This is a genomic window from Polaromonas sp. CT11-55 (genome assembly GCF_047303325.1).
Taxonomy (GTDB): Bacteria; Pseudomonadota; Gammaproteobacteria; order Burkholderiales; family Burkholderiaceae_C; genus Polaromonas.
On the sequence record NZ_JBKBEX010000056.1, the window covers coordinates 1 to 2,555 of the forward strand.

Below are 2,555 nucleotides of genomic sequence, written 5' to 3' on the forward strand. Positions count from 1 at the left end.
CGCCTTTTCTTTTGCTTACTTTTCTTTTGGCGAAGCAAAAGAAAAGTGAGTAGCCGCCGGGCTACCCCCGGCCAGCAACTCTCAGTAGAGGGCCGGGGGAGGGAAAGCGCACAAGCCGAAGCAAGACTCAGCAGGCCTTGGCAGGGGGAAGGGGGGCAAGCCCCACGTTAAACTCCACCCCATGACCTGGACCGCGACCCTCGCACTCGACTACACCCACCAGGCCGGCAAAACCCTTGCCCACTTCCGCCACAGCGGTCCGCTGCGTATCCTGCAAAGCCTGTATCCCGAAGGCGACGCGATCTGCCACAACGTCATCGTGCATCCGCCAGGCGGGCTGGTCGGTGGCGACACGCTGGAGCTGGCTTTCAGCGCCGCGCAGGGCGCGCACGGCCTGATCACCACGCCGGGGGCCACGCGCTTTTACCGTTCCACCGGCGAGCCCGCGCTGCAGAACACCCAGCTCACGCTGCAAGCCGGCGCGCGCATGGAATGGCTGCCGCTGGAGGCCATCTGCTACAGCGGCTGCCTGGCCGAGAACCGCCTCACGATGACACTCGCGCCGGGTGCCGAACTGATGGGCTGGGACGTCACCGCGCTGGGCCTGCCGGCCGCCGGCCAGCCTTTTGAGGGCGGCAGCTTTCGCCAGCACATCGAAGTGCCCGGCGTCTGGCTCGAACGCGCGCGCCTGGACGCGAGCGACAAGCTGCTGATGGACAGCCCCGTCGGCCTGGCCGGCCAGCGCTGCATGGCCACGCTGTTTTTTGTGGCGGGCAGCAAGCTGGAGCGCGCCCGCCGCGAACTCGCGCTGGACTGCGCGCGCGAAATCCTGCAGGCCCATTCCCTGAGTTCCAGCGCCGGCGCCACGAGTCCTGATGCGCAGGTCGTTGTGCTGCGCGTGCTCTCGCCCGTGGTCGAGCCCGCCATGGCCTTGCTCAGGCAGGTCTGGCAGGCCTGGCGCAAGGAGTTGTGGCAACTGGCGCCGTCCACGCCGCGTATCTGGTCCATGTAAAACGCCGTGCTGCGGCGTGGCGGCATAGGCGGTCACCTACACGCGCATCAGCTCCCTCCGGCAGGTCAGGGCCTGGTAATGGGTACGATGGGGCCTGTCATTGCAGCGCTTCGCTTCATCACCCACGTTTCAGGAGATACGCCATGATCCCCAAGAACACCATCTGCCTTTGGTATGACGGCGCCGCGCTTGAGGCCGCGACCTTTTATGCCAAGACCTTCCCCGACAGCAAGGTCGGCGCCGTCATGCGCGCACCGGGCGACTACCCCGACGGCAAGCAGGGCGACATCCTGACGGTTGAGTTCACCGTTGCCGGCATCCCCTGCATGGGGCTCAACGGCGGCCCGCTTTTCAAGCACAACGAATCCTTTTCCTTCGTGATCGCGACCGAGGACCAGGCCGAGACCGACCGCTTGTGGAACGCGGTGGTCGGCAATGGTGGCCAGGAAAGCGAGTGCGGCTGGTGCAAGGACCGCTGGGGCCTGTCATGGCAGATCACCCCGCGCGTGCTGCTTGAAACGGTCTCCGGCCCGGACCGCGCGGCGGCCAAGCGCGCCTTCGACGCGATGATGACCATGAAAAAAATCGACGTCGCGACCATAGAGGCGGCACGGCGGGGCTGAAGCCGGTAGAAACGGCCGGCACGCCGCTGACCGCTCCCTCCGCAGCACATCGCTATCTGTATGTGAAGCCATCTGTATGTGAATCCAGTGTCCTGGCGGGCCCCGGCAGGCCGTGAAAGACCCGTCCTACACGGGAATGGGCGTAGGGCACGGGCGGCCCGCAGCTTTTCCTTTCAAGCCGCGCCTCAGCAGCAACCCAGACTCCATTCATCGACATCCGTCGAGTTCGAAGAAGGAGTTTTGACCATGACCGCATTCCCGTATTTCCGCCTTGCCCAAAGCGCAGCGGCCTTCGGCGTTGCCGCCCTGCTGTCGCTGGGCGCCTCGGCGCAAATCGCCTCCGGCACCACCGGCATCGACGCTTCCGGCAACGCCCGCAGCGAGATGAATGCCTGCCTCACCGGGCGCACGCAGCAGGACCGTGAAACCTGCATGACCGAAGTGCGCAATGCCAACGCCGCCAAACGCGCCGGCAAGGTTGACAACGCCAACGGCGACTTCCAGGCCAATGCGCTTAAACGCTGCGACATCTTCCAGGGCGAAGACCTGGTGGCCTGCCAGGCCCGCATCGTGGGCTACGGCAAGACCGACGGCAGCGTTGCCGGCGGCGGCGCGATCCGCCAGATAGAAACCGTGGTCGTTCCGGCCGGCGCCACCAATGTGCGCGTACAGCCGCAGACCTCGTCCGACAACATTGTGGTGATCCCGGCGCCCGCCGCCGCGCCATCGCAATAACAGTTGCCACTCGCTCCGCCGCGGTTTGATGAAAACCCCGGATGAAGCAGAAGCAAAGGTGGGGCGCGCGTGGGGGCCCCGGGGTTTTTTGGGGGGGGAAGATTGGGGGGCGAGGGCGGGCGCCAAGCGGGGACAAAAAACGCCCAGAACGAAAAAAAACCCCCCCCGGATGGTGCGACCCCGCC

Annotated in this window: 3 protein-coding genes; all 3 read left to right on the forward strand. The window is 65.8% G+C overall.

Annotated features, from left to right (window positions below; translation table 11 throughout):
• Window positions 1–181: 181 nt before the first annotated feature.
• Entirely contained in the window at window positions 182–1,012 is an 831-nt protein-coding gene (locus tag ACEN8I_RS24065) for an urease accessory protein UreD (protein ID WP_413331180.1), read from the forward strand.
• 143 nt (window positions 1,013–1,155) lie between these two features.
• A complete protein-coding gene (locus ACEN8I_RS24070) occupies window positions 1,156–1,635 on the forward strand; it encodes a VOC family protein (protein ID WP_413331181.1) in 480 nt (159 codons plus the stop codon).
• Window positions 1,636–1,881: 246 nt separating this feature from the next.
• Window positions 1,882–2,370 carry a hypothetical protein gene (locus ACEN8I_RS24075; protein WP_413331182.1) on the forward strand — a complete coding sequence of 163 codons (489 nt, stop codon included), beginning with the start codon at window positions 1,882–1,884 and terminating at the stop codon, window positions 2,368–2,370.
• Window positions 2,371–2,555: the final 185 nt, after the last annotated feature.